Raw genomic sequence first — 24,811 nt, 5'->3', positions numbered from 1 at the left:
TCACTCCCCGCCGCGCAGGACGGAGTTGCCCTCGTGGGTGGCGTCGGTCGCGGCGACGTCCAGGGTGAGCCGGCCGCTGAGCCCGTAGAAGTCGACGGGATTGCGCCACAGCACCCGGTCGACGTCGTCCTCGGAGAACCCTTGGGCGAGCATCAGGTCGCCGACCTTGCGGGTCTTCAGCGGGTCGCTCCTGCCCCAGTCGGCGGCGGAGTTCACCAGGACCCGCTCGGGCCCGTGGGCGCGCAGCAGGGCGACCATCCGCTCCTCGTCCATCTTGGTGTCGGGGTAGACGGAGAAGCCGAGCCAGCAGCCGCTGTCCTTGGCCTCCTTCACGGTGGTCTCGTTGAGGTGGTCCACCAGCACCCGTTCCGGTGGCAGGGCGGACTCGCGGACCACGTCCAGGGTGCGGCGCAGACCGGCGAGCTTGTCGCGGTGCGGGGTGTGCACCAGTGCGGGGAGTCCGTGGTCGGCGGCGAGCTGGAGCTGGGCGGCGAACGCGCTGTCCTCGGCGGGGGTCATGGAGTCGTAGCCGATCTCGCCGACGGCGACGACCTGGTCCTTGACGAGGTAGCGGGGCAGCTCGTCGAGGACCGGCCGGCAGCGCGGGTCGTTGGCCTCCTTCGGGTTGAGCGCGATCGTGCAGTGGTGGGCGATGCCGTACTGGGCGGCGCGGAAGGGCTCCCAGCCGAGGAGGGAGTCGAAGTAGTCGACGAAGGTGGCGGGGGAGGTGCGGGGCTGGCCGAGCCAGAAGGACGGTTCGACGACGGCGCGGACACCGGCCGCGTACATGGCCTCGTAGTCGTCGGTGGTGCGGGAGGTCATGTGGATGTGGGGGTCGAAGATGCGCATCAGGACTCCTTGCCGTGGGGGGCGTCCGGTGAGTGCGGCGTGGACGAGGGCGCGCGGTCGGTCAGGGCCAGTACGCGGCGCAGGTCCTCGGGGACGGGGCGGCCGGCGGCGGATCGTTCGGCGGCGTGGTCGGCGAGCATGCGGGCCAGTTGCGCGTCGCCGCGGGCGCGCTCCCCAAGGCCCGCCACCGCCTCGACCGGCACGCCGGTGAACAGGCACTTCAGTACGGCGTGGCGCCAGCCGTGCGGGTCGAGGTGCCGGGCGGCGTACGGGCCGACGGCGGCGGCCAGCAGCCGGGTGTCGTTGGTGCGCAGGGCGTCCTCGACGAGTGGCAGCGCGTCCGGGCCCGGCACCAGGTGGGGCAGGGCGTGCAGGACGGCTCGGCGTTCGGCGGCGGTGCCCTGGGAGTAGACGCGGCCGAGCGCGGCGGGGTCGGCGCGGGCGGCCCGCAGGATCAGCACCCGGGCGGCGTCCGCGTACGCGGTGCCGCAGCGGCGGCCGGCCTCGGCGAACCGCAGCTCCCACACCGCGACCGGGCCGTGCGCGCCGGGGTGCGCGGCGGCCTCGGCGAGGGCCTGGTCGAGCCAGGCCCGGGCGGCTCCGGGCAGTTCGGCGTCGAGGTGGGCGTGGAGGTCGTCCAGCGGGCCCCGGGCGAGGAGGGCCGCGGCCGGGGAGGTCCCGGGGCCGGGCTGTGCGTGGGTCATGAGGTGCTCCCTCGTGGGGTGGGCGCCGCGTGACGGAGGAAGGGCAGGGACAGCTCGGCGAAGTGCGGGCCCGCGTGCGAGTGGCGGGGCAGTTCGACGACGGTGAGCCCCTGGTAGCCGGTGGCGGCCAGGGCCGCGAGGACCGGCGGGAAGTCGATCTCGCCGTCGCCGAACGGCAGGTGCTCGTGGACTCCGCGCCGCATGTCCTCGATCTGCACATGGCGCAGCCAGGGGGCGGCGGCGCGGACGCAGTCGGCGGGCGGCAGCGGTTCCAGGCACTGGCAGTGGCCGATGTCGAGGGTGAGACCGAGCGGTTCGGGGTCGCCGAGGAGGCTGCGCAGGTGGTGGAAGTCGGCGAGGGTGGCCAGGAGGTGCCCCGGTTCGGGCTCGACGGCGAGCGGGACGCCGGCGTCGCCGGCGGCGTCCAGGACGGGGGCGAGCCCGTCGGCCAGGCGCTTCCACGCCGTGTCCGGGTCCGTCCCGGCGGCGGGGATGCCGCTGAAGCAGTGCACGGCGTGCGCGCCGAGGCCGGCGGCGACCCGGACCGCGCGCAGCAGCAGGTCGACGCGGCGGGCCCGGTCCTCCGGGTCCGGGTCCAGCAGGGAGGGACCGTGCTTGCGGCGCGGGTCCAGGACATAGCGGGCGCCGGTCTCGACGGTCACCGACAGACCCAGGGCCCGGAGGCGGTCCGCGACCCGGCGGGTGCGGGCGGCGAGGCCGGGGGCGAGCGGGTCGAGGTGCATGTGGTCCAGCGTCAGTCCGACGCCGTCGTAGCCGAGGTCGGCGAGCAGGGCCAGGGCGTCGTCGAGGCGGAGGTCGGCGAGGCCGTTGGTGCCGTACCCGAAGCGGAGGGGCGAGCGGGGGCGGGGAGCTTCGGCGCTCGGGTTCATGTGATGCTCACCTTCCTCCCGAAGGTGCGGCCGAGCGGGGCGAGCGCGGCGACGGCGAGAGCGGTGACCGGCGCCCCGGATCGGGCGGACAGGGCGGCCTGGAGCGGGATGGTGGCGCGGATGCCGCCGCCGACGGCGCGCTGGGTGAGCGCGGGCGAGGGGTTGAGGACGGCGTGCAGGTAGGGGCGGGCGACCGTCGCGGCGTAGCCGGCCCCGAGGGCGGTGCGCAGCGCGGCGTGCGGACCGGTGCGGGCCGTGACGGACCGGCGGGTCAGCAGCCGGGTCAGCGCGGCGGCGCCGGCGAGCGCGGCGAGCGGGCCCAGCGCCGAACCGCCCTGCGTCTCGCGGCGGGACACCGCCGTCACGGCGAGGGTGTGGCTGCCGAGGAGCGCGGCCGACGGGAGGGCGGCACGGGTGCGCCCGCCGGTGGCCGCGGCTCCCAGGAGCAGATCGAGGCCCCGGGCGGCGGCCATGGCGACAGGACCCGCCGGGGTGTGCTTCAGGGCGAGGTCGTACGCCCAGACGGTGGCCGCGAGCGGCGCGGCGACGGCCAGCGCGGGGCGGCCGGCACGGGCGGCGAGGGCGAGTCCGGCGCCGGTCAGGGCGCAGGCCGCGGTGAGAGCCGCCGCCGGGCGGATCCGGCCGGACGGCAGGGGCCGGTGCGGGCGGTCCCGGGCGTCCTCGTCGCGGTCCGCCCAGTCGTTCAGGGCCATGCCCGCCTCGTACAGGCAGAGGGAGGAGCCGATGGCGAGCAGGGTGCGGGGACCGGGCCGCGCCCCGCCCGCCGCCGCCCCGGCCAGCGCGTCGCCGGGGACGGTGAGGAGGGCGGGGAGGCGGAGCAGCTCCGCCCAGGCCCGGAGCGGGTGGGCGCGGGACGCGCCGGAGGCGTCACGGGGGCGGCCGGGGGCCGGTGCCATGTCCGTGCTCGCCTCCGTGGCCGTGCGGGACCCGGTGTCCGTGCGGGGCTCCGTGTCCGTACGTGACCCGGTGTCCATGCCGGCCTCGGTGTCCGTGCGGGGCTCTGCGTCCGTGCGGGGCTCTGTGTCCGTGCCGGTTGCCGGCTGGACGCGGGTTGCCGTCTCCGCGCATGCGTCTGCGGCAGGGGGTGCCCCGGTCGTGGGTTCCGGGACAGGGCCGCTGCCGCCCGGCACGTCGTCGTGGCCGGCGGCCGAAGGGGCGGGGCCGCGGCCGCGGGTGGGCCGCCCGTTCACCGGTGTTCCCCGGGACGCCGGGCGGCGGGTTCGTCCGCGGCGCCGCGCGCCCCGCCGCGCAGCCGCTCCGCGAAGCCGAGGAGGGCCGCGTACTGCTCGCCCAGCGAGGACGGCCCCTCCCCCACCGGATCCTTGAAGTAGAAGCCGAGTTCGCCGAGCGGTCCGGACAGGCCCGCCTCGTGGGCGCGGGCGGTGAGCCGGGCCAGGTCCAGGACCAGGGGTGCGGCGAGGGCGGAGTCGCAGCCCTGCCAGATGGTCTGGAGGATCATGCGGGTGCCGAGGAAGCCGTCGAAGGCGATGTGGTCCCAGGCGGTCTTCCAGTCGCCGAGCGCGGGCACGTCGTCGATGTGCACCTCCCCTTCGGGGGCGGTGCCGAGCGTGTCGGCGAGGACGCGTTCCTTGCCGGCGTTCTTCGCCGCGGCGGCGGCCGGGTCGGCGAGGGCGGCGCCGTCTCCGCCGCCCAGCAGGTTGGTGCCGGACCAGGCCCGCACGGTGAGCGCCCGCTGGGCGAACATCGGGCCGAGCACGGACCGCAGCAGGGTCTGCCCGGTCTTGCCGTCGCGGCCCGCGTACGGCAGGCCGGAGGCGGCCCGCGCCGCGGCGAGCGCCGGGTGGTGCAGACCCGTGGAGGGGGTGAAGTCGACGTAGGGGCAGCCGGCGCGCAGGGCGGCGGCCGCGTAGAGGGAACTGGCCGGCAGCTCCCCTCCGGTCGGGGCCGGTTCCGTGGAGGCCACGTTCACCACGACGGTGCGCGCGAGTCCGCACCGCCGCGTGAAGTCCCGTATGTCGGAGGCGAAGGCGGTGATCAGCCCCTCGGGGCCGGGAGCGTGCCCGGTGGGTCCCGGGACCGGGCCGCCCGGCCTGATCTCGCGGTCCGCGGCGGTCAGTTCGGCGGCGACGGCGGCCGGCAGGCCCGGGGGCAGGACGCCGCCCGCGGCGAGGGCCTCGGCGCGTTTGGGCAGCGGGCAGTCCACGACGTCGTGGCCGCCGAAGACGAGTGACGACAGCGGCGGCAGGCCGCAGTCCTCGAAGGGTGGGGTCTCGGTGACCATGCCCGTCGGTGGGTGCAGACCCGCGGTGACGGCGGCACAGCCCGCCACGACGGTGGTGGCGACGGAGCCGCGGGCCCCGATCAGCCAGACGCCGACGCGCGGCTGGGAAACGGACGCGGACATGGGCAGCCTCCTTGTCCCCGAAGTGGTGGCCGGACGTCGTCCCGTGGATGTGGCCGGAGGACGGCGGGCGGGGGTCCGGCGTCCCCCGCCCGCCGCCGTTCAGTCGCCCTGCGCGGGCAGTTCCCTGAGCTGGATGTTGCGGAAGGACACGTGGTCGCCGGCGCCGTGGTTCTGCAGGCCGATGTGGCCGTCGGTCAGGCTCCGCTCGGGGTCCTCGTTGGTGAAGTCGTTGATCTTGACTCCGTTGAGGAACACCTGGAGGCGTTCGCCCCGGACCCTGATCTCGTAGGAGTTCCACTGGCCGGGCGGTCGCAGGACCTGGTCACGGGCCTTGATGTTCGCCGACTTGAAGGAGTAGACGGCGCCGGTGGTGCGGTCGGGCGCGTCCGTGGCGTCGATCTGGATCTCGTAGCCCTTGTCCACCGCGGACCAGGGGTCGTCGGAGGCGGGGAAGCCCACGAAGATCCCCGAGTTGTCGTCGCCCCGCATCTTCCAGTCGAGTTTGAGCGAGTACGACGTCAGCTCCTTGGCCTGGTACCAGAGCAGGCCCATGCCGCCCTCGGACTCCAGGGTGCCGTCCTTGATGCCGAACTTCCCGGGCCCGGCCTGCTTCCAGCCGTCCAGGGTCCGGCCGTTGAAGATCTTCCGGTAGCCCTTGTCCGGCTTGCAGTCGGCCTTCACCTGGCCGGTGGCGTACCGCAGGCCGCCCAGGAGGTGGGCGCGGAATGCCTCTTCGGCGTAGGACTCCTTGGTGTGGCCGCCGCCGGTGTAGAAGGACCGGCCGCCGCCGTAGTTCTGGCACCAGGCGATCGGGTGGTCGCCCTTCATGGTGCCGCCCTGGTAGGTGGTCTCGTCGAGGGTGGCGAGGACCTTGGCCTGGCCGCGCGGGTTGGTGCGGTAGTTGTACCACTCGTCGGTGCGCTCCCAGGCGTCGTCCAGGTGCGCGGTGGAGGGGTGGTCGTGGTCCTCGACGCGGACGGTGGCCCGCTGGATGGCGGGGTGCGAGTGGAAGTGGGCGCCGACGAGGCCGCCGTAGAACTCCCAGTCGTACTCGGTGTCGGCCGCGGCGTGGATGCCCAGGTAGCCGCCGCCGCCCGCGACGTAGTCCTCGAACGCCTTCTGCTGTGCCGCGTCGAGGACGTCACCGGTGGTGGAGAGGAAGGCCACGGCGTCGTACTTGGCGAGGTTGGTGGTGGTGAACTGCCGGGCCTCCTCGGTCGCGTCGACCGTGATGCCGGCCGGGGCGCCGAGCTCCTTCAGGGCGGTGATGCCGGCCGGGATGGAGTCGTGGCGGAAGCCGGCGGTCTTGGAGAAGACCAGGACCCTCTTGCCGCCCTTGAACGGCTCCTTGGAGAACTCGAAGTCGTCCACGTCGAACAGCGCGCCCTCGCCGCCCTTGAAGACCAGGTAGATGTCCGTGGTCTTCTTCGGCAGTGCCCGCAGGGGCACGTCGACGTCCTGGAACGTCTCCCAGCTTCCGGTCGGCGGGATGTACGCCGAGCCGTGCAGCGGGCCCTCGGGCGAGCCGGTGCGCAGCTCGACGAAGCCGCCCGCGCCGCCGGAGGAGGCCCGCACGGTCAGCTTCCGCTGCCCGTCGAACCGGTAGGGGGTGAAGGAGATCCAGTCGCCGTCGTGGATGTCGCCGACGGTCTTGCCGCCGTGGGCGCCGGTCTTGTCGATGACCGACACGCCGGACTGGGTGGTGAAGTGCTCGCCCTGGCGGTGCAGGGGCTGCAGGACGGTGCGGGCGGTGCCGGTGAGCTCCTCCTGGCCGTTCGCCCCGCGGTCGGTGTAGCTGGCGCCGACGACGCCGTAGATGTTGGCGTTGGGGTCGTGGCCGCCGTCACCGGCGGGCGGCCTGAGGGTGCCCTCGCAGCCCGTCTCGCTGGTCAGTTCGTGGGCGTGCGAGTCGTGGCCGAGGCTGTAGACGACCTTGACCCTGGAGCAGTCGACCGTCTCCTCGGGGTCGGTGACGGTCACCTTGAAGGGGACGGGCTGTCCGAAGGCGGCCAGGCTTCCGTTGCCGGGGACGTCGATCCGCACCTTGGGCTCGGTGTTGCCGACGACGATCCGGACGCTGGCGTTGCCGGTGTTGCCCTCGGGGTCCGTGGCCGTGAAGGTGGCGCTGTAGGTGCCGGCCTTCCTGTACCGGTGGGTGGGGTTGAGTCCCTCGCCCGTGGTGCCGTCGCCGAAGTCCCAGCGGTAGGTGAGGTCGGTGGAGTCGGCGTCCTTGGCGGAGCCGGTGAAGGTGACCTTGAGGCCGGCCGCTCCGGAGGTCTTGTCGGCGCTCACCTCGGCGATCGGCGAGAAGCCGTCCTCGGCGTTCTCGATCCGGTAGAGCGCGGAGTGCTGGTCGCCCTGGAACCAGGAGACGCCGTAGTCGAGGACGTAGAGCGCGCCGTCGGGGCCGAACTCCATGTCCATGATCTGGGTGCCGGTCCACGGGAAGTCGTTGATCTTCGCGACCGCGCCGTCCTCGGTCTGCTCGATCCGCTTGATCCAGCGGCGGCCGAACTCGCCGGCGAAGAAGTCGCCGTCGTACGCCTCGGGGAACTTCACGCTGGAGTCGAGTTCGGGGTCGTAGCGGTAGACCGGGCCGGCCATCGGGGACTCGGAGCCGCTGCCGAACTCGGGCAGGGAACCGCCGTCGTAGGGGATCCAGGCGGCCTGCGCGGGCGGCAGGTCGACCAGGCCGGTGTTGTGCGGGGAGGTGTTCTTCGGGGCGGCGCAGTCGAACGTCTCGCCGGACTGCTTGGTGGCGAAGTCGTAGTCGACGTAGGGGTCGTTGTCGCCGGTGCAGAACGGCCAGCCGAAGTTGGCGGCCTCGGTCACCTTGGCGAACTCGACCTGTCCGGCCGGTCCGCGCGCGGGGTCGGCGGCGCCGGCGTCGGGTCCGTAGTCGCCGACGTACACGATGCCGGTCTTGTCGTCGACGCTCATCCGGAACGGGTTGCGGAAGCCCATCGCGTAGATCTCGGGGCGCGTCTTCTCCGTGCCGGGGGCGAAGAGGTTGCCTTCCGGGATGGTGTAGGAGCCGTCCTCGGCGACCTTGATGCGGAGGATCTTGCCGCGCAGGTCGTTGGTGTTGGCGGAGCTGCGGCGGGCGTCGAAGGCCGGGTTGCGGTTCGGCCGGTCGTCGATCGGCGTGTAGCCGTCCGAGGCGAAGGGGTTGGTGTCGTCACCGGTCGACAGGTAGAGGTTGCCCTCCGCGTCGAAGTCGATGTCGCCGCCGACGTGGCAGCAGGTGCCGCGGGAGGCCGCGACGTCGAGGACCTTCTTCTCGCTGGCCAGGTTCAGCGTGCCGTTGGGGTTGAGGACGAAGCGGGACAGGCGGTTGACGCCGTCGAACTTCTCGAAGTCCTCGGCGGTGCCGGTCTCCGGGGCGTCTCCCGGCGGGGTGTCGAGCGGCGGGGCGTAGTAGAGGTAGATGGCGCGGTTGTTCTCGAAGTCCGGGTCGATGCCGACGCCCTGCAGGCCCTCCTCGTCGTGGCTGTAGACGTCGAGCTTGCCGGCGATCCTGGTGACACCGCCCTGGTCGGTGAGGCGCAGGGTGCCGTCGCGTGAGGTGTGCAGGACGCTGCGGTCCGGGAGCACGGCGAGCGACATGGGCTCGCCCGTCTCGGGTTCGCCCTTGGCGAGCGGTACCTGCTGGAACTGCCCCTCGGCGGCGGCCGGTTCGTCGTGCTCCGGGTGGCCGGGGTGGGCGCCGGCGACGGTGGCCGGGGTGCCCACGGCCAGGAGCAGGCCGGTGAACAGGGCGAGGGTGGTGCGGAGCCTGGGCCGCCGGGGAGCGCGGGTGCTGCTGAGTCCGGTTCTGTGCACGAAGTCCCTCCGGGAACGGGTGGGCCGTACGGGATGGGTGCGAAGGCGTGCGGTGCGGGCGCCGGGGTGCGCCGTCACCCCGGAGGTGTGCATGTCCTGAACACTTCAAGGACGGTATCCGATCCGTCCGGAGCCGACACCCCTTGTGCCAGGACCGGTTGAACTTTCTCCCATCACAGGACAAAGCGGCATCCGGGCAGGTCGGAGAGGGGACCGGCGGCTGCGCCGGCCCCCGGCCCCGACCTGCGCCGAGGTGTTTCCGGTCAGTTGTTGAACGCGGCGTCGAACGACGCGCTGGGCGGCTCGAAGTCGTACGCCCTGAGGCGGGCCAGTGCCTCGGGGGCGCCCTGGAGGCGGTCCATGCCGGCGTCCTCCCACTCGACCGAGACCGGGCCCCGGTAGTCGATCGAGCGCAGCATCCGGAAGACGTCCTCCCAGGGGACGTCGCCGTGACCGGCGGAGACGAAGTCCCAGCCCCGGCGGGGATCACCCCAGGGCAGGTGGGAGCCGAGCCGGCCGTTGCGGCCGTCGAGGCGCGTGCGGGCCTCCTTGCAGTCGACGTGGTAGATCCGGTCGCGGAAGTCCCAGAGGAAGCCGACAGGGTCCAGGTCCTGCCACACGAAGTGCGAGGGGTCGAAGTTGAGACCGAAGGCCGGCCGGCGGTCCACCGCGTCCAGCGCGCGCACGGTCGTCCAGTAGTCGTAGGCGATCTCGCTGGGGTGCACCTCGTGCGCGAACCGCACGCCCTGCGCGTCGAACACGTCGAGGACCGGGTTCCAGCGCTCGGCGAAGTCCTCGTAGCCACGCTGGATCATCGACTCGGGCGCCGGCGGGAACATGGCGACCAGGTGCCAGATCGCCGAGCCGGTGAACCCGATGACGGTGTCGACGCCGAGGGCCGCCGCGGCGCGGGCGGTGTCCTTCATCCGGGCCGCCGCCCGCTGCCGCACCCCCTCCGGATCGCCGTCGCCCCACACCTCGGGCGGCAGGATCGCCCGGTGGCGCTCGTCGATGATGGCGTCGCAGACCGCCTGGCCGACGAGGTGGTTGGAGACGGCCCAGCACTTCAGGCCGTATTTGTCGAGCAACTGGTGCCGGGAGGCGACGTACGCAGGGTCGGCGAGCGCCTTGTCGACCTCGAAGTGGTCTCCCCAGCAGGCGAGTTCCAGCCCGTCGTAACCGAAGTCACGGGCGAGGCGGCACACCTCCTCCAGCGGGAGGTCGGCCCACTGGCCGGTGAAGAGCGTGAAGCTGCGCGGCATACGCTGTCTCCTCCTCAGGCGGCGATCGGCGTGTAGACGGAGTTCTTCTCGGCGCTCTCCTCCACTGCGGCGAGCACCCGCTGCACCTGGAGCCCGTCGGCGAAGGAGGGTTCGGGGCGGCGGCCCTCGGCCACCGCGTGGACCAGGTCGCGGGCCTGGTGGACGAACGTGTGCTCGTAGCCCAGACCGTGGCCCGGCGGCCACCAGGCGTCCAGGTAGGGATGGTCGGGTTCGGTGACGAGGATGCGGCGGAAGCCGGCGTGCGCGCCCGGCTCGGTGGCGTCGTGGTACCAGAGTTCGTTCAGCCGCTCCAGGTCGAAGGCGAGCGAGCCGCGTTCGCCGTTCAGTTCCAGGCGCAGGGCGTTCTTGCGGCCGGTGGCGTACCGGGTGGCCTCGAAGGAGGCGAGGGCGCCGGAGGCGAACCGGCCGGTGAACAGGGCGGCGTCGTCGACGGTGACGGTGCCGGTGCCGTCCGCCGAGACGGCGGCGAGGCCCGAGGTGGGTCCGCCGGGCAGCGGGCGCCGCCGTACGAAGGTCTCGGTGAGCGCCGAGACCCCGGCCAGCGGCTCGCCCGCCACGTACTGGGCGAGGTCGACGATGTGCGCGCCCAGGTCGCCGAGCGAGCCGGAGCCGGCCAGTTCCTTGCGCAGCCGCCAGGTCAGCGGGAACGCCGGGTCGACCAGCCAGTCCTGGAGGTACGACACCCGCACGTGCCGCAGGGTGCCGAGGCGGCCCTCGGCGACCATGCTGCGGGCCAGCGCGGTGGCGGGCACCCGGCGGTAGTTGAAGCCGACCATCGCCAGCCGGCCGCGCTCGTAGGCGGCGTCGGCCGCCCGCGCCATCGCCTCCGCCTCCTCGACGGTGTTCGCCAGGGGCTTCTCGCACAGGACGTGCTTGCCGGCGGCGAGCGCGGCGAGCGCGATCTCGGCGTGGCTGTCGCCGGGGGTGCAGATGTCGACGAGGTCGACGTCGTCCCGGGCGATCAGCGCCCGCCAGTCGGTCTCGGCGGCGGCCCAGCCGTGCCGGCCGGCCGCCGCGCGCACTGCGTCCGCGTCCCGTCCGCAGATCGCGGCCAGGACCGGGCGCCGGGGCAGGTCGAAGACGCGGCCCGCGGTGCGCCAGCCCTGGGAGTGGGCGGCGCCCATGAAGGCGTAGCCGACCATGCCGATGCGCAGCGGGGGCTTGTCGGTGCCGGGCTCCGGTGCGGCGGCAGCGGCCTGCGGTGCCGCGATCCGCTCCGGGGCTGGTGACTGCTCCGGCTCTTCCACGGATTCCTCCTCGTCTGGTGGGCCGCCGGGCGGCCCCGGCCGTGCGCGGTGGGGGTGCGGACGGCTCACTCGAAACCGGTGGGCATGTACTGGTCGACGTTGGTCTTGTCGACGACGGCGGAGTAGAGGGTGAGGGACGCCGGGATCTCGAACTCGGCGAGGCCGCCGACGCCCTTGCCCTGGCCGAGCGCGCGGGCCAGGTCGATCGCGGACGCCGCCATGGTGGGCGGGTAGAGGACGGTGGCCTTCAGCACGCCGTCGTCCTGCTTGATGGCCTGGAAGGCGGAGAGCGCGCCGGCCCCGCCGACCATCAGGAAGTCGTCGCGTCCGGCCTGCTCGATGGCGCGCAGCGCGCCCACGCCCTGGTCGTCGTCGTGGTTCCACAGGGCGTCGAACTCGGATTGCGCCTGCAGCAGTTGGGCCATCTTGGCCTGCCCGGACTCGACGGTGAACTCGGCGGCCTGACGGGCCACCTTCCGGATGTTGGGGTAGTTCTTCAGGGCGTCGTCGAAGCCCTGGGTGCGCTGCTTGGTCAGCTCCAGGTTGTCCAGGCCGGCGAGCTCGATGACCCGGGCGTCCGGCTTGTCCTTCAGCTTCTCGCCGATGTAGTGGCCGGCGTTGAGGCCCATGCCGTAGTTGTCGCCGCCGATCCAGCAGCGGTACGCCTGCGGGGTGTTGAAGATGCGGTCGAGGTTGACGACGGGGATGCCGGCGCGCATCGCCTTCAGGCCGACCTGGGTGAGGGCCTTGCCGTCGGCGGGCAGCACGACCAGGACGTCGACCTTCTTGTTGATCAGGGTCTCGATCTGGCCGATCTGCTGGGCCGTGTCGTTGGAGCCCTCGGTGATCTCCAGGGTGACGTCCTGGTACTTCTCGGCGCGGCTCTTGGCGTTCTCGTTGATCGCGTTGAGCCAGCCGTGGTCGGCCTGCGGTCCCGCGAAGCCGATGGTGACCTGCTTGCCCGGCCTGTCGTCGGCGGCGGGCCGGTCGTCGGCCGCGGGCTGCCCGTCGTCGCTCTTCTCGTTGCTCGTGCAACCCGTGAGGAGGGCACCGGCGGAGACGGCGGCGGTCCCGAAGAGCAGTCCTCTGCGACTGGGGAGGTGCGACATGGTGGTGAACCCTTTCCTCAGGTCGTGCTTGCGGTACGGCGCTGGACCAACACGGCGGCGACGATGATCGCGCCCTTGGCGATCTGCTGGACGTCGCTCTGCAGGTTGTTCAGGGCGAAGATGTTGGTGATCGTGGTGAAGATCAGGACGCCGAGCACGGAGCCGGTGATGGTGCCGCGGCCGCCGCTGAGGAGGGTGCCGCCGATGATCGCGGCGGCGATGGCGTCGAGTTCGTAGAGGTTGCCGTTGGTGTTCTGGCCCGAGCCGGAGAGGATGATCAGCAGGAAGGCGGCGATGCCGCAGCACAGCCCGGACAGCAGATAGAGGTAGAGGCGCTGGCGGCGGACGTCGATGCCGGCGAGCCGGGCGGCCTCCGCGTTGCCGCCGACGGCGACCGTGCGGCGGCCGAAGGTGGTGCGGTTCAGCACCAGCCAGCCGATGACGGTGACGGCGGCGAAGACAAGGACGAGCGGCGGTACGCCGAAGACGTACGCGTCGCGTTCGCCGAGGTCCAGGATCCCGTCGACGGTGACGATCTGCGTCTTGCCGTCGGTGATCTGCAGCGCGAGCCCGCGCGCGGAGGCCAGCATGGCGAGGGTGGCGATGAACGGGACCATGCCGCCGTAGGCGATCAGCAGTCCGTTGACCAGTCCGCAGCCGACGCCGACGAGGACGGCGGTGAACAGGATGCCCCCGAACCCGTACTCCTGGGTCGCGACCGTGGTCGCCCACACCGAGGCCAGGGCGACGATGGCGCCCACCGACAGGTCGATACCGCCTGAGGTGATCACGAAGGTCATGCCGACGGTGACCACACCGATCACCGAGGCCTGGGTGAGCACCAGCTGGAGGTTGCGGGTGTCCAGGAACTCGTCCGGCTTGGTGATGCCGCCGATGACGACGAGGGCCGCCAGCACGCCCAGCAGGGACAGGGTGCGCACGTCGGCGCGGAAGACGACGGTGCTCCAGGCGGGGCGGGGGCCGGCCGGCGGCGCCTTGTCGGTGGCGCCGCGCGGCGGGGAGACGGGCTGCGTCATGACGCCGGGCTTCCTTCCATCACGAGGTCGAGTACGCGGTGTTCGTCGAGATCGGCGGCGGGCGCGGTGTGGACGACGCGGCCCTCGCGCAGCACCAGGACGCGGTCGGCGAGGCCGAGCACCTCGGGCACCTCGCTGGAGACCAGGAGGACGGCGAGACCTTCGTCCGCCAGCCGGCGCACGACCGCGTACAGTTCGGCGCGGGCGCCGACGTCGACGCCGCGGGTGGGTTCGTCGAGCAGCAGCACCTTGCAGCCGCGCAGCAGCCAGCGGGCCAGGACCGCCTTCTGCTGGTTGCCGCCGGAGAGGGTGCGCACCGGCACGGCCGGGTCGTCGGGCCGGAGCGACAGTTCGCGGGTCGCCGCCCGGGCCGCGCCCAGTTCGGCGCGGCGGTCGATCCAGCCGGCCCGGGAGAAGCGGGACAGGGACGAGACGGAGACGTTGCGGGTGACGGACTCCAGCATCAGCAGGGCCTGCGCCTTGCGCTCCTCGGGGGCGAGGCCGAGACCGGCGGCGACGGCCGCCCGTACGCTGCCTGCCCTCAACGGCCGGCCGTCGACCAGCACCTGGCCGGCGGTCGGCTTCCGCGCGCCGTAGACGGTCTCCAGTATTTCGGACCTCCCCGACCCGACGAGCCCGGCCAGCCCGACGATCTCGCCCGCGTGCACCGTCAGGTCCAGCGGCGCGAACTCCCCCTCCCGGGCCAGTCCCCGCACCTGGAGCACGGGCCGCGCCGGGTCCGCGGGCGCGGCCGGCCGCGCCGGGAAGACGTACTCGACGTTCCGCCCGGTCATCAGCGCCACCACGTCCCGGGTGGGCGTCGTCCTCGCGGGCAGCCCGCCCGCCACCGCCCGCCCGTCCTTCAGCACGGTCACCCGGTCGCCGATCCGGCGGATCTCCTCCAGCCGGTGCGAGATGTAGACGACCGCCACCCCGTCGGCGGTCAGGTCGCCGACGATCCGGAACAGGTTGTCGACCTCGTCCGGGTCCAGCGCGGCGGACGGCTCGTCCATCACGATCAGCCGTACGTCGTGGGAGAGTGCCCGCGCCATGGACACGATCTGCTGCTGGGCCGCGGACAGGTCCCCCACCGGACGCGCCGGGTCGATCTCCGGGTGCCCGAGCCGCTTGAGGAGCCGGGCCGTCGAGGAGCGCGCCGCCCCTCGCCGTACGACGAAACCGGCGGCCGTGGGCTCATGGCCGAGATGGACGTTCTCCGCCACGGACAGGTGCTCCACCAGGTCGAGTTCCTGGTAGATGGTGGCGATGCCGAGGCGCATGGCGGCGATCGGCGAGCGCAGGGTGACCGGCTCGCCGCGCCAGCGGATGGTGCCGCCGTCGGGCTGGTGGGCGCCCGCGAGGACCTTGATGAGGGTGGACTTGCCGGCCCCGTTCTGGCCGAGCAGGCAGTGCACCTCACCGGCCATGACGTCGAGGTCGACGCCGTCCAGGGCGCGGACTCCGGGGAACGACTTGGTGATCCCGGACATGCTGAGCAGCGGTGGTTCTGGTGCCATGTGGGTTCCCCTCGGCGGTCGTGCGGGCCGGTGACAGGGCGGATCGGCCTGCCGGCATGCGTGTTCCGGCAGGGCGGAGCGGGGTGCGGCGGTGCTGGGGCGCGGTGCGGCCGTGTGCTCGTGGGCTTGCGTGCTTGCGGACTTGCGCGGGGGCGGAGCGGGGTGCGGCGGTGCTGCGGCGCGGTGCGGCCGTGTGCTCGTGGGCTTGCGTGCTTGCGTGTTCGCGGACTTGCGCGGGGGCGTGCCGGGCCGGGTGCTGAGCCGCGCACGTGCGTGCCGTGCGCGGGGACCGTGCTGACGTGCCGTTCGGGTGGCGCTTACGCGGGTGAGAACAAGTGGTCGCTGATGAGGCGGGCCGCGCCGATGACACCGGCGGTGGGTCCCAGCTCCCCCAGCACGATGGGCAGGTTGCCGGTCGCGAGCGGGAGCGACTGGCGGTAGACCTGGGTGCGGATCGCGGCGAGCAGGGTGTGGCCGAGGCCGGTCACCCCGCCGCCGATCACCACCAGGCCGGGGTTGAAGAAGCTGACCAGGCCGGCGATGACCTGGCCGGTGCGGGTGCCGCCCTCGCGGATCAGGTCGAGGCAGACGGCGTCGCCCGCGGCGGCCGCCGCGGCGACGTCCACGGCGGTGAGCGTGCCGTTCACGTCCAGCCGGGAGGCGAGTTCGGCGGACCGTCCCTGCTGGGCGGCCTCCAGCGCGTCCCGCGCGAGGGCGGCACCGCTGAAGTGGGCCTCCAGGCAGCCCCGGTTGCCGCAGGCGCACGGGCGGCCGTCGGGTACGGCCTGGATGTGGCCGATGTCGCCGGCGCTGCCCGTCGTGCCGCGGTGGACTCCCCCGCCGACGACGATGCCGCAGCCGATACCGGTGCCGATCTTGACGCAGAGGAAGTCGCCGACGGAGCGGGCGACGCCCGCGTGCTGCTCCCCCATGGCCATCAGGTTCACGTCGTTGTCGACCATGACCGGGCAGCCGAGTTCCTGGCTGAGCGCCTCCCGGACGGGGAAGCCGTCCCAGCCGGGCATGATCGGGGGCGCCACGGGGATGCCCTCGGGGAAGCGGACCGGGCCGGGGACGCCGATGCCCGCGCCGTCGAAGCCCTCGGCGAGTCCGGAGGCCTTCAGCTTGGCGGCCATGGCGAGGACTTGCTCGAAGACCGCGACGGGTCCCTCGCGCACCTCCATGGGCTGGGTGATGTGCCCCAGGATCTCGAGTTCGGCGTTGGTGACGGCGACGTCGATGGAGGTGGCGCCGATGTCGACGCCGAGGAACCGCAGTTCGGGGGCGAGCCGGATGTTGTGGGAGCGCCGGCCGCCGCGCGAGGCGGCGAGTCCGTCGGCCACGACCAGGCCCGTCTCCAGCAGCCGGTCCACCTCCACGGCCAGTTTGGACCGCGAGAGGTCGACCAGGTCGCCCAGCTGGGCCCGGGAGTTGGGCCCGCCGTCGCGCAACAGCTTCAGCAGTCTGGCCTGGTGGGCGTTGGCGGGTCGCGCGGTCATGCGTCTCACGTGCCCCTCCCCGCCTCGGTTCGGCCGTCGCTGTCGGGCTTTCGAGGGGAACGTAGCAGTGGCTGCCGGAGGTGGGAAGAAGTCGCGCACGAATTGCCCACGACTTTCTCCACTCACAGGACAAAGACCTGGAGGCGTCCCTGCGTACGGGACAACTGCGGGACATGCGGGTGCGATCCGGCGAGATGCTGGCGTCGCCGCGAGGAGCCCCCCAGGATGAGGGCACGATCCCGGGCCGAGTCGCGGTCCGGGCGCCGGGAGAGGACACAGTCGTGATCTTGGTGACGGGTGCCACGGGGAACGTCGGCTCCGAGCTGGTCCGGGCACTGGCCGCGGCCGGTGAGCCGGTGCGGGCGCTGAGCCGGTCCGGCCGGACGGACGGTTTACCGGCCTCGGTCCAGGCCGTGGCGGGCGATCTGAACCGGGCCGAGACGGTGCGCGACGCCCTCGACGGCGTACGCGCGATGTTCCTGATGCCCGGGTACGAGGGACAGCGGGCCGTCCTCGCGGACGCGCGGGCCGCGGGCGTCGAGCGGGTGGTGCTGCTGTCCGCCCGGTCCGCCGGGACCGGCGACACGAGCAACGCCGTCTCCGCCTACCTGATCGACGCCGAGGAGGCGGTGCGCGCCTCGGGCCTGTCCTGGACGTTCCTGCGGCCGACGAGCTTCATGTCGAACGCGCTGCGGCTGGCGGACCAGATCCGCGCGGGCGACACCGTCCGGGTGCCGTTCCCGGACGCGTACACCACCGACATCGACCCCTACGACATCGCCCAGTGCGCCCTGCGCGCCCTGCTCGACGACGAGTACACGGGCCGCGCCCTCGAACTCACCGGGCCCGAGGCGCTGTTGCCGGCCGACCGGGTGCGCATCCTCGGCAAGGCGCTGGGCCGGGACCTGGTCCCGGTCGCCCTCGGCCACGCGGAGGCGCGCGCCGAGATGGAGGCGCAGATGCCGAAGCCGTACGTGGACGCCTTCTTCAGCTTCTTCGTCGACGGCACCCTGGACGAGTCCGTGGTCCTGCCGACGGTGCGGGAGGTCACCGGCCGGGCGCCGCGCACCTTCGAGCAGTGGGCGCGGACGCACGCGGCCGAGTTCTGAGCGCGCCGCACCGCCGGGCGGCGCGCCCCTCAGGGCCGGGGGAGGGGGCTGCTGACGGGCGCGCGGGTCCTACGGCGTACGGGTGCACTCCGCGCACCCCGCGCGCTCCCGCACGAGTCGCGCGGCCCGGTCACGCCACGGGCGCTCCCGCACCCGGGCAGGCCCCGTCACACCACCGGCGCTCCCGCACCCGGATGGGCCGGCACGACGGGCGGCGTCACGGACACCGCACGACCTGACCGGCGTACGACAGGTTGCCCCCGAAACCGAACAGCAGCACCGGGTCCCCGCTCGCCACCGCGCCCCGCTCCACCAGCTTGGAGAACGCGAGCGGGATGCTGGCCGCCGACGTGTTGCCCGATTCGGTGACGTCGCGCGCGACCACGGCGTTGACGGCGCCCAGCCGTTCCGCGAGGGGTTCGATGATGCGCAGGTTCGCCTGGTGCAGCACGACCGCGGCCAGGTCCTCGGGGGCGAGCCCGGCACGCTCGCAGGCCGCCCGGGCCAGCGGGGGCAGCTGGGTCGTCGCCCAGCGGTAGACGCTCTGTCCCTCCTGCGCGAACCGCGCGGGCGTGCCCTCGATGCGCACGGCGTGCCCCATCTCGGGCACCGACCCCCACAGCACCGGCCCGATCCCGGGCTCCGTGCCGGGTGCGCAGGCCTCCACGACGGCGGCCCCCGCCCCGTCGCCGACGAGCACGCAGGTGGTGCGGTCGGTCCAGTCGGTGACGTCGGACATCTTGTCCGCGCCGATCACCAGGGCCCGGGTCGCCGCCCCGGCCCGCACGGTGTGGTCGGCGGTGGCCAGGGCGTGGGTGAACCCGGCGCACACCACGTTGACGTCCATCGCGGCGGGCCGGGGAACGCCGAGCCGGGCGGCGACACGGGCGGCCATGTTCGGGGAGCGGTCGACGGCCGTCGAGGTGGCGACGAGCACCAGGTCGATGTCGGCGGGGGCGAGGCCGGCCGTCGCGAGCGCCTTGGCGGCGGCGTGCGCGGCCAGTTCGTCCACGGGCTCGTCGGGGCCGGCGATGTGCCGCGTCCGGATGCCGACCCGGGTCCGGATCCACTCGTCGCTGGTGTCGACCAGGCGCGCCACGTCCTCGTTGGTGAGGACCCTGGCGGGCTGGTAGTGGCCGATCGCGGCGATGCGCGAGCCGTTCATGGTGTTCCCCCTCGTGCTGGGTAGCGGGGTTCACCAGTCTGATCAGTGACTCACGGGTAGCACGGCAGGTGATGCCACAGGAAACGGCCGCCCGGATTGTCGGCTTCTGTCAGACCGTCGGTCGTCCGGGCGATCACCCGGCGAACAGCCGTGTGGCCTTTCGTACGGGTTCGTACAGCCCGCGGTCCACGCCTCGTGCCGGACCGGACGGCCGCCGCGCCGCGCGTGCAGGACAATGAGACGCCTGGAGGCCGCCTCGCCGCCCGCCCGGCCGGTGGCCCCCGGCGACCTCGGCGACCTCGGCACCAAGGGCGTATCGGCGACCAGCACGTACGGAACCGGGACTGACGGGACTGATCGGGACATGGGACGAGTCACGGAACGACGCAAGGTGATCCGCATCCGCGACGGGGCGGTCTCGTCCCGTCCGGACACGCTCGTCGCCGAGGAGCCCCTGGAGATCCGGCTGAACGGCAAGCCGCTGGCGATCACCATGCGGACGCCGGGCGACGACTTCGCGCTGGCCGCCGGCTTCCTGGTCAGCGAGGGCGTCCTGGCGACCGCGCTCGACCTGCGGAACATCGTCTACTGCGCGGGGGCGACCGCCGACGGGACGAACACCTACAACGTGGTCGACGTCAGGACGGCCCCCGGCGTGGCGCTGCCCGACATCACGCTGGAGCGCAACGTCTACACGACCTCCTCCTGCGGGCTGTGCGGCAAGGCCAGCCTCGACGCGGTCCGGACGACGGCCCGCTGGCCGATCGCCGACGAACCACCGCTGCGCGTCGACCCGGACCTGCTGGCCGCCCTCCCCGACCGGCTGCGCGCCGCCCAGCGCGTCTTCGACCGCACCGGCGGCCTGCACGCCGCCGCCCTGTTCGACGAGACCGGAGAGCTGCTGGACGTCCGGGAGGACGTGGGCCGGCACAACGCGGTCGACAAGCTGGTCGGCCGCGCCCTGCGGAACGACGGCCTGCCGCTGTCCCGGTCGATCCTGCTGGTCTCGGGCCGGGCCTCCTTCGAGCTGGCGCAGAAGGCCGTGATGGCCGGCATCCCGGTGCTGGCGGCGGTCTCCGCGCCGTCCTCGCTCGCCGTCGACCTCGCCGCGGAGACGGGCCTGACCCTGGTGGGCTTCCTGCGGGGCAGCTCGATGAACGTGTACGCGGGCGAACACCGGCTCGCCCTGCGGACTTCCGCCTCCCCCGGCTGACCGGCTCACCGCGCCACGGCGGCGGACCTCCGGCCCGCCGGCCCCGACGCCCGGCCCGGAGATCGACCCCGGCGGCCCGTCGGCACCCGCCCGCGTTCCGCGGCCGGGGCACTGCGCGGGACCTACCGGAGCCGCCGGCGCCGAACAAGGCGGATCTCGCGGACGCCGAGGGCCCGGCCGTGCTGCGGCGGCAGCCGGGGGCCGTGGCCGTGTCCGCCCGCACGGTGAGGGCCTGGACGGTCCGCGGGAGACGACGCGCACCCGGCTGGAGGCGCTGCCCCCCCGGACTGCCCGGTCCCGGACCGGCACGTCCGCCGAGCAGGAGGAAGGCACATGACGCGGCGACCGGAGGCCGCCGTCCACGGCCACCTTCATGGGCGTTCTGTCCCATTTGTGCGATAAATACGATTCCGGACGTGCTCATGGTGGTACTCGCGTCCGGTCTTGCGTCGTCCTGACGACGGAGTACCGAGCTGCACAAAGGATCGCCATGTCGGAGCCACTCCCCGATGTCCCAGCGTTGAGCAACCACACTCTCCGCGCCTCCCGCAGCAACCGGGTCGCGACCCCGGGGTACAACCGCGCACGGCTGGAACCCGCCATCGTGCACTTCGGCGTCGGCGGGTTCCACCGGGCCCATCAGGAGGTCTACTTCGACCAGCTGGCGGAACTGGGCTTCTCGCAGTGGGGGGTGATCGGCGTCGGCATCAGACGGCCCCAGATGAGACAGGTCCTCGACGCGCAGGACAACCTCTTCACCGTCGTCGAGCGCGGCGCCGACGACAGCACGGCCAAGATCATCGGCAGCATGGTCGAGTACCTGCTGCTGACCGAGGACCGGGAGACGGTCGCCGCACGCCTCGCCGATCCGCGGATACGGCTGGTCACCCTGACGATCACGGCGGACGGCTACGTCCTGCCCGGCGATCCCGAGCAGGCTCGCGACTCGGTGTTCGGCCTGCTCGTCGATGCCTTCGACCGCCGCCGCCATGCCCGCCTCGCCCCGTTCACCGTGCTGTCGTGCGACAACCTGCCGGACAGCGCCGCCGCCACCCGCGAGGGCGTCATGACGGTGGCAGCCCGGCGCGACCGCTCCCTGGCCCGGTGGATCGAGGAGCGGGTCTCCTTCCCCGGCAGCATGGTCGACCGCATCACCCCCGCCACCACCCCCGACGACCGGGACGTGGTGGAGGAGGACTTCCTGGTGGGCGACCGCTGGCCGGTCATCACCGAACCGTTCACCCAGTGGGTCATCGAGGACGACTTCTGCAACGACCGGCCTCCGCTGGACCGGGTCGGAGCGCTGTTCGTGGACGACGTGGCGCCCTACAAGCTCATCAAGAGCCGGCTGCTCAACGGCGCCCACTGCGCGCTGGGCTACGTCGGCTGGCTGGCCGGCCACCGCTGCACCTACCAGGCCATGGCGGACCCGCTCGTGGCCGACTTCGTACGACGGCTGATGCGCGAGGAGATCGCCCCGCTGCTGCCCGCGGACGTCCCCGGCATGGACCTCGGCACCTACTGCGACACCGTGCTGGAACGCCTGCGCAACCCCCGCATCGGGGACCAGCTGGCCCGGCTCTGCCGCCGGGGCTCGACGAAGATGCCCGACTACCTGCTGCCGTCCCTGCACGACGCGCACGCACAGGGCCGGAGCCGCACACGGCTGGCCTTCGCCGTGGCCGCCTGGCTGCGCTACCTGCGCGGGGTGGACCTGGAGGGAGAACCGATCGACGTGCAGGACGCCCGAGCCGAGGAACTCCGGGAGGCGGCCCTGCGCGGCGGATGCGATCCGTCTCCCCTGCTCGCCATCACGGACGTGTTCGGCGGCCTCGCCGACGACACCGAAAGCGTGGCCGTCATCCGCCGGTCCCTGTCCGACGCGTTCCGCAGCGGCGCGACCCTGCGGTCCGCGCTGGCCTCACCACCACGCGGTGCCCCACGCGTCACCGCCTCCCGACCCCTGGAGATCCATGAGCATCCCCGAACCCACCCGCGTGACCACACTGCTCCTTGACGCGGACGGAACCCTCTTCCCCTCCGAGGAACCCGCCTTCGCCGCCTCCGCCGTGGTCACCCAGGGCTTCGCCCGCCACTACGGCCTGACCGGGGACTTCTCCCCCGAGCACCTGCGGCTCACCACCACGGGCCGCAACTTCCGCACCACGGCGCAGGACCTCGCCACCAGCCAGGGCGTCCGCCTCGACGCGGGCCAGCTGGAGACCTGGGTGCGGCGGGAGAAGACCGAGGTGACGGCCCACCTCGGGCGGGTGCTCACACCGCAGCCGGACGTGATCCGCGCCCTGACGGCACTGCGCCGCCGCTATCGGCTGGCTGTGGTGAGTTCCAGCGCGCTGACGCGGCTCGCCGCGTGCTTCGCCGCCAGCGGCCTGGACGAGCTGCTGCCGGCGGACTGCCGCTTCAGCGCCGAGGACAGCCTGCCGGTACCGGCCGGCAAGCCGGACCCGGCCGTCTACCGGCTCGCCCTCGACAGGCTCGGCATCGCCCCGGACCAGGCCGTCGCCCTGGAGGACTCGGCCAGCGGCGTCGCGTCCGCGGTGGCGGCGGGCATCGCCACCACGGGCCTCGTGCAGTTCGTGCCGGCCGGCGAGCGGGCCGACCGGATCGAGGAGCTGTACCGGGCCGGGGCCACCCGGGTCTTGACGAGCTGGCGCGCGTTCGCCTCCGACCTCGTCGACGACGCGGCGCGGGTGACGACATGACCGCCGGCAAGCGCGCACGCCGCGTCGCCGTCGCCGGGTTCGAGTCCAGGCCCCAGCGGGCCGGCCACCGCAGGCTGGTGCTCGAACCACTGGACGGCGGGAGACGGTCCGCGGCCGCGCCGCCGCGCACCTCCCGCCCCCGCTCGATGGCCGGCTACCTGCTGATGCCACGGCCCAAGGACGCGGTCAAGGGGCTGCTCATGCCCTTCACCTTCGGGCTGGCCGTGGCCGCCGGCGCGGAGGTCACCGCGCACACGGCGGTGCGCGCGCTGATCGTCTGGGCCGCCCTGGAACTGCTCGTCTACCCCGCCCGCTACCAGTGGAACGACATACGCGGGTTCGTCGCCGACCAGCACCACCCCGCCCAGCGGGACCGCGGCCGGCTGCCCGGACCGGTCGAACGCGCCCGGGCCCGGGTCACCGCCAGCCTCACGGTGGCGCTGGCGCGTCTGGCGCTCGTCGCCGCCCTGGCCCTGACCCTGCCCGGGCTGCACCTGACCGGAACGCTCGCCGCGGTGACCGCCGCGGTCTTCGGCGTGGCCATCGTCTACGAGGCGCTGCGCGCCAAAGGCACCGGCCGGACCTCGACGATCCCGCCACCCCCGCGGCCCGCCCTGATCGCCCTGTGGGTCGTCGTGGGCGCCGGCTACGTGGTCCGCGGCATGACCGGACTGGCCCTCGCCGTGGACCTGGGCCGGCATCCGGCCACGGCGGTCTCGGCCGCCGTGGCCCTGTGGGCGTTCGGCATCGCGTTCGTCACCAGCAGATGGGTCCTGGAGAGCCTCGCGTTCGCCGCCTCGGAGCACGGCCGCCTGACGTGGACGGCGCGGGCCGGCCAGGCCCGCGAGCACCTGCTCGCACTCGTGCGGTGGCTGCCGCAGCGGCTCACCGCCGCCTCACCGGCGGACTGGGCGCCGCTGCGCGGGCGCACCTCCCCGGCCGCCCCGTGGAACCTGGCGCTCCTGGTCGCGGGCACGGCGGCGGCCCTGACCGGGTCCCTGCTCGTCATGCCCGGATCGGCCGGGCACGCCCTCGTGGCGGCCGCCGTGGGCGCCGTCACGACCGCGGCGGTGATCCTCCTCCCCTGGCGGCGTCCCGTCATCGTGGCGGCGGGTGCCGCGGTTCAATTGCTGGTGCCGGCCGTGACCGGGCAGCCACGCCCGTGGGCGGCCCTGCTGCCCTGGCTGTGCGTGATGGCCGCCCACCTCTCCTTCAGCAGCCGTTCCCTCAGCACCATGGGCGTGCTGCCGGGACGTCTGCGGTCCCTCGCGGCCGTCCCGTTCGCCGCCCTGGCCCGCGTGGTGGTGGGGCAGACCACCTGGGACGTCATCCGGGAGGACCGCCGTGGACCTCGATGAGCTGCTGAGTCTCGCGCGCGCCGCCGCGCGGGCGGGCGCCCGCACCGCCGCCTCCTGGCGCGACCGCGCCCATCGTCTGCTCGTCGAGGAGAAGGCCGGCCCCGACGATCTGGTCAGCCAGGCGGACCGGGACACCGAGCGCGCGGTCCGCGCCGTCCTCGCCGAGCACCGGCCGCACGACACGGTCCTGGGCGAGGAGGAGGGAACGACCGGGGGCCGCGGCCGTGTGCGGTGGGTCGTCGACCCGATCGACGGGACCACCAACTACCTCTACGGGCGACCCGACTGGGCGGTCAGCGTCGCCGCGGCCGGCACGGACGGGGACCGCCTCCTCGCCGGCGTCGTGATCGAGCCCTCGCTCGGGCGGCTGACCGAGGCCCGGGCCGGCGACCGCACGAGGGCGAACGGCACACCGGTCCCCGAGCTGCTCCAGCACGACCTGGCCCGCGCCCTGGTGGAGGTCAACCTCGGGCGGCCCGGGCAGCGCCCCGCGGCGGGCCCCATGGTGAGCGCCCTGCTGCCCCAGGTGCGCGACCTGCGCCGCGGGGGCAGCGCGGCGGCCGCACTGGCCCAGGTCGCCACCGGCCGCGCGGATGCCGTGTGGGCCCCCGGGCTGCGGCCGTGGGACTGCGCCGCCGGGATCCTGCTGGTGCAGCAGGCCGGGGGAACGGTCGGCGACCTCACCGGCCCGCTGCCCGGGACCTGGCCCGCGAGCGGTGACGTCCTGGCGGCCCCGCCCGCCCTGTGGAAGTCCCTCCAGAAACTGCTCATCCCCGTCTACTCACCGGGCGAGGCGGCCCTGACCGGCCGCTGAGACACCGGATCAGGCGGCGGCAGCCGAATGTACGGGGCGTGGCCGGTCCGGTCCGGCCGCGGCACCGGATGCCCGCAGCCGGCTCG

At 73.7% G+C, this 24,811-nt stretch carries 19 protein-coding genes; 6 read left to right on the top strand and 13 right to left on the bottom strand.

Going from position 1 to position 24,811, the window contains the following annotated elements; translation table 11 throughout:
- From SGLAU_RS27340 to SGLAU_RS27285, 12 genes are all read right to left on the bottom strand, one after another.
- On the bottom strand, window positions 1–849 hold the full coding sequence (locus SGLAU_RS27340) for a TatD family hydrolase (protein WP_043505185.1): 849 nt from the start codon (window positions 847–849) through the stop codon (window positions 1–3).
- A complete protein-coding gene (locus SGLAU_RS27335; protein ID WP_043505184.1) occupies window positions 849–1,553 on the bottom strand; it encodes an EboA domain-containing protein in 705 nt (234 codons plus the stop codon). Before SGLAU_RS27335 ends, SGLAU_RS27340 begins: the two co-directional genes overlap by 1 nt.
- Entirely contained in the window at window positions 1,550–2,443 is an 894-nt protein-coding gene (locus SGLAU_RS27330) for a sugar phosphate isomerase/epimerase family protein (protein ID WP_043505182.1), read from the bottom strand. The genes SGLAU_RS27335 and SGLAU_RS27330 overlap by 4 nt, the downstream gene beginning before the upstream one ends.
- Window positions 2,440–3,360: an SCO3242 family prenyltransferase gene (locus SGLAU_RS27325; protein WP_043507112.1), complete on the bottom strand. Its 921-nt coding sequence runs from the start codon at window positions 3,358–3,360 to the stop codon at window positions 2,440–2,442. Before SGLAU_RS27325 ends, SGLAU_RS27330 begins: the two co-directional genes overlap by 4 nt.
- A gap of 290 nt (window positions 3,361–3,650) precedes the next feature.
- Complete coding sequence (locus tag SGLAU_RS27320) at window positions 3,651–4,829, bottom strand: inositol-3-phosphate synthase (protein WP_043505180.1); 1,179 nt, start codon at window positions 4,827–4,829, stop codon at window positions 3,651–3,653.
- 99 nt (window positions 4,830–4,928) lie between these two features.
- Window positions 4,929–8,651 carry a ThuA domain-containing protein gene (locus tag SGLAU_RS27315; RefSeq protein ID WP_043507110.1) on the bottom strand — a complete coding sequence of 1,241 codons (3,723 nt, stop codon included), beginning with the start codon at window positions 8,649–8,651 and terminating at the stop codon, window positions 4,929–4,931.
- Between the two features lie 263 nt (window positions 8,652–8,914).
- Window positions 8,915–9,913, bottom strand: coding sequence for a sugar phosphate isomerase/epimerase family protein (locus tag SGLAU_RS27310; RefSeq protein ID WP_043505178.1), 999 nt, complete (start codon window positions 9,911–9,913; stop codon window positions 8,915–8,917).
- A gap of 14 nt (window positions 9,914–9,927) precedes the next feature.
- On the bottom strand, window positions 9,928–11,181 hold the full coding sequence (locus SGLAU_RS27305) for a Gfo/Idh/MocA family protein (protein ID WP_052413908.1): 1,254 nt from the start codon (window positions 11,179–11,181) through the stop codon (window positions 9,928–9,930).
- Between the two features lie 65 nt (window positions 11,182–11,246).
- Entirely contained in the window at window positions 11,247–12,290 is a 1,044-nt protein-coding gene (locus tag SGLAU_RS27300; RefSeq protein WP_043505177.1) for a substrate-binding domain-containing protein, read from the bottom strand.
- A gap of 17 nt (window positions 12,291–12,307) precedes the next feature.
- Complete coding sequence (locus tag SGLAU_RS27295) at window positions 12,308–13,327, bottom strand: ABC transporter permease (RefSeq protein WP_043505176.1); 1,020 nt, start codon at window positions 13,325–13,327, stop codon at window positions 12,308–12,310.
- The gene (locus SGLAU_RS27290) at window positions 13,324–14,844 is read right to left on the bottom strand and encodes a sugar ABC transporter ATP-binding protein (RefSeq protein ID WP_043505175.1); all 1,521 of its coding nucleotides are present in this window, start codon (window positions 14,842–14,844) and stop codon (window positions 13,324–13,326) included. Before SGLAU_RS27290 ends, SGLAU_RS27295 begins: the two co-directional genes overlap by 4 nt.
- A gap of 317 nt (window positions 14,845–15,161) precedes the next feature.
- A complete protein-coding gene (locus SGLAU_RS27285) occupies window positions 15,162–16,343 on the bottom strand; it encodes an ROK family transcriptional regulator (protein WP_043505174.1) in 1,182 nt (393 codons plus the stop codon).
- Window positions 16,344–16,624: 281 nt separating this feature from the next.
- Between SGLAU_RS27285 and SGLAU_RS27280 the strand changes: the two genes are divergently transcribed.
- A complete protein-coding gene (locus SGLAU_RS27280; protein WP_043505172.1) occupies window positions 16,625–17,452 on the top strand; it encodes an NAD(P)H-binding protein in 828 nt (275 codons plus the stop codon).
- A 217-nt stretch (window positions 17,453–17,669) separates the two neighbouring features.
- On the opposite strand, the gene SGLAU_RS27275 is transcribed toward SGLAU_RS27280, so the two are convergent.
- The gene (locus SGLAU_RS27275) at window positions 17,670–18,617 is read right to left on the bottom strand and encodes a beta-ketoacyl-ACP synthase III (RefSeq protein WP_043505171.1); all 948 of its coding nucleotides are present in this window, start codon (window positions 18,615–18,617) and stop codon (window positions 17,670–17,672) included.
- Window positions 18,618–18,981: 364 nt separating this feature from the next.
- Between SGLAU_RS27275 and fdhD the strand changes: the two genes are divergently transcribed.
- The 5 genes from fdhD to SGLAU_RS27250 all read left to right on the top strand — a co-directional run bounded on the left by fdhD (window position 18,982) and on the right by SGLAU_RS27250 (window position 24,725).
- Entirely contained in the window at window positions 18,982–19,830 is an 849-nt protein-coding gene (gene fdhD, locus SGLAU_RS27270) for a formate dehydrogenase accessory sulfurtransferase FdhD (RefSeq protein ID WP_043507108.1), read from the top strand.
- Window positions 19,831–20,350: 520 nt separating this feature from the next.
- Window positions 20,351–21,847, top strand: coding sequence for a mannitol dehydrogenase family protein (locus SGLAU_RS27265; RefSeq protein WP_063838899.1), 1,497 nt, complete (start codon window positions 20,351–20,353; stop codon window positions 21,845–21,847).
- Window positions 21,804–22,553, top strand: coding sequence for an HAD family hydrolase (locus SGLAU_RS27260; RefSeq protein WP_043505170.1), 750 nt, complete (start codon window positions 21,804–21,806; stop codon window positions 22,551–22,553). The genes SGLAU_RS27265 and SGLAU_RS27260 overlap by 44 nt, the downstream gene beginning before the upstream one ends.
- Window positions 22,550–23,911 (top strand): hypothetical protein, encoded by a 1,362-nt coding sequence (locus SGLAU_RS27255; RefSeq protein ID WP_043505168.1) that lies wholly within the window; start codon window positions 22,550–22,552, stop codon window positions 23,909–23,911. The genes SGLAU_RS27260 and SGLAU_RS27255 overlap by 4 nt, the downstream gene beginning before the upstream one ends.
- On the top strand, window positions 23,898–24,725 hold the full coding sequence (locus SGLAU_RS27250) for an inositol monophosphatase family protein (protein ID WP_043505167.1): 828 nt from the start codon (window positions 23,898–23,900) through the stop codon (window positions 24,723–24,725). The genes SGLAU_RS27255 and SGLAU_RS27250 overlap by 14 nt, the downstream gene beginning before the upstream one ends.
- Window positions 24,726–24,811 lie beyond the last annotated feature (86 nt).

The organism is Streptomyces glaucescens (assembly GCF_000761215.1).
In the GTDB taxonomy this organism is placed as follows: domain Bacteria; phylum Actinomycetota; class Actinomycetes; order Streptomycetales; family Streptomycetaceae; genus Streptomyces; species Streptomyces glaucescens_B.
This window is presented reverse-complemented; position numbering and strand designations above follow the sequence as displayed.